Here is a 4,689-nt window from a genome sequence, read left to right on the forward strand (position 1 = left end):
GCCGCGCGCGGCCAGCCGGTGACCAAGACCATGCTGTGGGACCGCTGCTGGGTGGAGTGGAAATTCCTCCCCGACAATTTCGTCAACGTCATCGACGCCCGCATCAGCGCCCTGCGCCGCCGGCTCAAGGAACAGACCCCGGAACTGGGCGAGGACCTGCATCCGCTGATCGTCTCGGCCCGCAGCCAGAGCCTGGTCTTCCGCGACCTGTCGGCGGCGGCGGACTGAACCGCTTATGGCCGGACGAAGCCCGGGTCTGACAGGCTGGCTGGCGCGGCGGACCTCCACCCAGCTGGCCGCCGCCATGGGCGTGCTGGCGGCGCTGGCCCTGTCCGGATCGCTGCTGGTCACGGGCGCGGCGGTCCGCATGGACCAGCGTGAGAAGGCGGCGCTGGCGGCGCTGGACGACTACAGCGCCATGGTCACCAAGCTGGGCTCGGAAACCAGCCTGTCGGCGGACCAGCTCACCGAGGGCGACGCGGCCTGGCTGTCCGCCTGGCTGAGCGCCTTCCAGGACGGACCGGCCCGCGACGCGCGCACGCTGGAAGAGACCTGCCGCACCGGCCGCGGCGGCGCCGGCGTGCGCTTCATCCGCGCTCCGGTCGGCAAGCCCGCGGGACTGGCGGCGCTGGAGACGGCGCGGGGAGAACGCGCCGGGCGGCTGGGCGAGGACGTCTATGTGGTGCGGCTCGACCGCGGCGTGCTGTGCCCGTCCCGGGCGGTGGAGGCCGTGGTCGTGAGACGCTCGTTCGGGGCGCTCGACATCGCCGTCGGCCGGGTGGTCGACCGGTCCGGCGACGCCTGGGGCTGGGCCGTGGCCGCGGTGATCGGAACCGGTCTGCTGCTGCTGGTCATCGGCCTCGCCGCCGCCGCCGTGGCCCGTCGCCGCCTGACGGCCGCGGTGGCCGACGTCAGCCGGGCGCTGGATCGCGCCGCCGTCGGCGATTTCTCGCTGCGGGCCCCGGAGACCGCCCTCGCCCCGGAGCTGACCGAACTGACCGGCCAGGTGAACCGGACCCTCGACCGCCTCGACGAGCTGCTGAGCTGGCTGCGCGACTCGGCCGACCAGCTGGCCCACGACTTCCGCACTCCGCTGGCGCGCGCCGCCGTCCGCCTTGAGCGGCTGCGGGCGACGGCGACCACGCCCGAGGCGCGAACGCTGATCGACGAGGCCCGCTCCGACCTGGCCCAGATCTCCCGCTCCATGAACGAGGCCATGGCGCTGCGCGACGGCGAGGCCTGGGTGTTCGAGAGCGTGCGGCTGGACCAACTGGCGGCGCAGGCGGCGGAGCTCTACCAGCCGCTGGCCGACGAGCGCGGAGTCTCGATCCGGGTGGACGGCGAGCCCGTGGCGGTTCTCGGCGTGCGCTCCCTGCTGCAGCGGGCAGTGACGAACCTGGTCGACAACGCCGTCAAATTCTCTCCCGACGCCGGGGTGGTGACCCTGACCGCGGGCCTGCGCGATGGTCGGCCGATGCTTTCCGTCGCGGACCAGGGGCCGGGCTTCACGGCCGTCGAGCGGCCCGAGGCCCACGCCCCGGGCGAGGCCCGTGAAAGCCACGGCATGGGGCTGGCCTTCGTGCGGGCGATACTGAAACGACACGGTGCGTCCATGACGGTTGATGACGCCTGTCCGGGGGCAGTCGTCACGGCGCGTTTCTCGCGCTAGGTTCGCCGCAACAACAGGGGATTGGCGATGCCGCGTTCCACCAACCGGGCCCACGGCCTGTCGATACTGGCGCTGGCCATGGCGGTTCCCCTGCTGGGTGCGACGGCGGCCATGGCCCAGTCGGCGCCCCAGAGCGGCCCGATACCCTACGACGCCCGCCGCGGCGTCTTCACCTTCGCCGAAGGCCTGGAACAGGCCCTGCCCGCCGTGGTCCAGGTGACGACCCTCGGCCAGTCGGAGGGGCCCAGCTCGGGCGAGAACGAGCCCCGTCCGATCTCCAGCGGCTCCGGCGCCATCATCGACGCGCAAGAGGGCATCGTCGTCACCAACAACCACGTCGTCGAGGGCGGGCGGAAATTCACCGTCGACCTGACCGACGGGCGCATCTTCGACGCCGTCCTGGTCGGCGCCGACAAGGCCACCGACCTCGCCGTGCTCAAATTCGACGCCAGCGGCCTGTCCCAGATCGAGGTGGTCGATTCCGACCAGCTGCGCACCGGCGACCTGGCCTTCGCCGTGGGCTATCCGCTCGGCCTCGACCAGACCCTGACCATGGGGGTGATTTCGGGTCTCGGGCGCTCGGGGATGGGCGACCGCATCGAGGACTACATCCAGACCGACGCGGCGGTGAACTCGGGCAATTCCGGCGGCCCGCTGCTGGACAGCCGCGGACGGCTGATCGGCATCAACACCGCCATCCTCTCGGGCGGCGGCGGCGGCAACGACGGCATCGCCTTCGCGGTGCCCAGCCGCATCCTGATGTATGTGGTCGACCAGCTGCGCACCGTCGGCGAGGTCAAGCGGGGCTCCACCGGCGCCATCCTCGGCTCGCTCAACGCCGAGCGCTCACGCGATTTCGGCCTCGGCATCGTGCGCGGCGCCGTGGTGGAAAGCGTCGCCCCCGGCTCATCGGCCGAGGCGGCCGGTCTGCGGCGCGGCGACGTGGTCACCCGCATCCAGAATCGCCCGGTCTCGAACGCCGGCACCGTGGCCGCCACCATCGGCATCGCCCAGCCCGGAACCCAGGTCCAGGTCGTCTACCTGCGCGACGGCCGCGAGGGTCGGGCCACGCTCACGGTCGACGCCCCCGGCGACCGTTCGGTGGTGATCGGGTCCGAGGTTGTGATCGCGCGGGGCCTGAGCGCCCGCACCGGGACGGACGGCCTCCAGGTGTTCGCGGTCGAGGGCGGCTCTGTCGCCGCCGGCGCCGGCCTGCAGGCCGGCGACCTGATCCGCCTCGTCGACGACACCCCCGTCGCGGATCTGAACGCGCTCGCCCTCGCCCTGGACGGAGCCGGCCAACGCATCCTGTCGGTCATGCGGGGTGGAGAGCCGGTCGAAATCATCCTGCCCTGATCGCCGGCGCCGGACGCCGGACGGCAAAACGCCCGCTCAGCCGGAGGGGGGAGGGTGGCGGAGCGGGCGTCTCGCTTGGAGGAAGCATCGACCCGCCGGAGCCCTTGAATGGAGTGATCCAGGGGGGCTGGGGGGGCTGTTCAGGATCCGGGATCGCTCCGAACTCCGGCAGGCCGATGGGTCTGGTGTCGCCCCCCAAGGGGGCGGACGATGGGCGGAACGGCGGCGATTTCGTGTTCCGGGCGATTTCTTGAGCGAGTGACGTTCGCGACACGCCGGTCGCCCGGAACGGCGCTGGCGCAAAACTCTGGCGTTTCCGGACGGTCCGCCTAACTTCGACCCATGAGCGACGCCGCCGATTTGCAGTCCGCCTCTGGTCCGGTCTTCTTCGACCGGCGCGAGCTTGAGCTGATCCTGAGGGTCTACGGACGGATGGTGGCGGCGGGCAAGTGGCGCGACTACGCCATGGCCGGCCATCGCGACGTGGCCGAATTCGCCGTCTTCCGCCGTTCGGGCGACGCCCCCGCCTATCGCATCGAAAAGCGCCCGGCCCTGCGCCTCAAACAGGGGCAGTGGGCGGTCATCGGCGAGGGCGGCGTGGTGTTGCGCCGGGGACGCGAGCTGCCGCAGGTGCTCCGCGTCTTCGACAGCCGCCGGCTCAGCGTCGTCGAATAGAAAAAGGCCCCGGCGTCTCCGCCGGGGCCCGGTTCTCTCAGCCTGTTTGGCCGATCAGCGCCGACCGCCGAACAGCATCAGCAGAAACTGGAACATGTTGATGAAGTTGATGTACAGGCTCAGCGCCCCGTAGCTGGTGGCCACGCTCATGGCGGTCTGGTTTCCGCCGAGGGCGTAGTAGGTCATCTTCAGCCGCTGGGTGTCGTAGGCGGTCAGGCCCGCGAAGATCAGCACGCCGGCGACGCTGATGATCAGCTGCATCATGCTGTTCTGCAGGAAGATGTTCACCACCGAGGCGATGATCAGGCCGATGACGCCCATGATCAGGAAGCTGCCGATGCCGGTCAGGTCCTTCTTGGTCGTATAGCCGAACAGGCTCAGCGCGCCGAAGGCGGCGGCCGTGATCAGGAAGGTCTGCACCACCGAGGCGCCGGTGTAGAGCAGCACCACCGTGCCCATAGAGGCGCCGATCAGGGCCACGATCAGCCAGTACAGCGCGCTGGCGCCGCCCGACGTCGGGTTCTTCATCACGAAGTTGGAGCCCAGCAGGATGACCAGCGGCGAGAAGGCCACGATCATGCCCAGCATGGTGTAGCCGGTCAGGCGGGTGACGCCGTCGGGGAAGACTTGGGTCGCGAAGAGCAGGTCGCGGACCGCAGGCACCGAGCCGGTGACATAGGCCAGGACCGCCGACACCAGCAGGCCCAGCGCCACCTTGTTGTAGACGCCCAGCATGAAGCTGCGCAGACCCGCGTCCACCGACATGTCGGCGGATTGCGGAAGCGGCCGGGCGTAGCCGTTGTTGAAGTCGCTCATCGCGAGTTCGATCTCCTTGTTCGCCGGGATGATCCCGGCTGTCCGGTCAAATATCGGGGTCGCTTCCCCCTCACGCAAGGAAAACCGGACTTGGGTCCGCCGTTCCCAACCGCTACCAAGGGTCGCATGGTCCGGCTCTTCACCGCCCTGTCCATTCCCGACGACGTGGCCGA

At 70.4% G+C, this 4,689-nt stretch carries 5 protein-coding genes; 4 read left to right on the top strand and 1 reads right to left on the bottom strand.

What is annotated here, in order from left to right:
• The 4 genes from RDU12_RS12480 to RDU12_RS12495 all read left to right on the top strand — a co-directional run.
• The coding region (locus tag RDU12_RS12480; protein WP_308684893.1) for a hypothetical protein at window positions 1-228 on the top strand (228 nt) is incomplete at its 5' end.
• Between the two features lie 7 nt (window positions 229-235).
• The gene (locus RDU12_RS12485) at window positions 236-1,669 is read left to right on the top strand and encodes a HAMP domain-containing sensor histidine kinase (protein WP_308684895.1); all 1,434 of its coding nucleotides are present in this window, start codon (window positions 236-238) and stop codon (window positions 1,667-1,669) included.
• Window positions 1,670-1,696: 27 nt separating this feature from the next.
• Window positions 1,697-3,025 carry a trypsin-like peptidase domain-containing protein gene (locus tag RDU12_RS12490; protein ID WP_308684897.1) on the top strand — a complete coding sequence of 443 codons (1,329 nt, stop codon included), beginning with the start codon at window positions 1,697-1,699 and terminating at the stop codon, window positions 3,023-3,025.
• Window positions 3,026-3,367: 342 nt separating this feature from the next.
• Window positions 3,368-3,700, top strand: coding sequence for a DUF2794 domain-containing protein (locus RDU12_RS12495; RefSeq protein WP_300291635.1), 333 nt, complete (start codon window positions 3,368-3,370; stop codon window positions 3,698-3,700).
• 54 nt (window positions 3,701-3,754) lie between these two features.
• On the opposite strand, the gene RDU12_RS12500 is transcribed toward RDU12_RS12495, so the two are convergent.
• On the bottom strand, window positions 3,755-4,516 hold the full coding sequence (locus tag RDU12_RS12500) for a Bax inhibitor-1/YccA family protein (protein ID WP_300291633.1): 762 nt from the start codon (window positions 4,514-4,516) through the stop codon (window positions 3,755-3,757).
• Between the last annotated feature and the right edge of the window lie 173 nt (window positions 4,517-4,689).

This window comes from Brevundimonas sp. (genome assembly GCF_031082345.1).
Lineage (GTDB): Bacteria > Pseudomonadota > Alphaproteobacteria > Caulobacterales > Caulobacteraceae > Brevundimonas.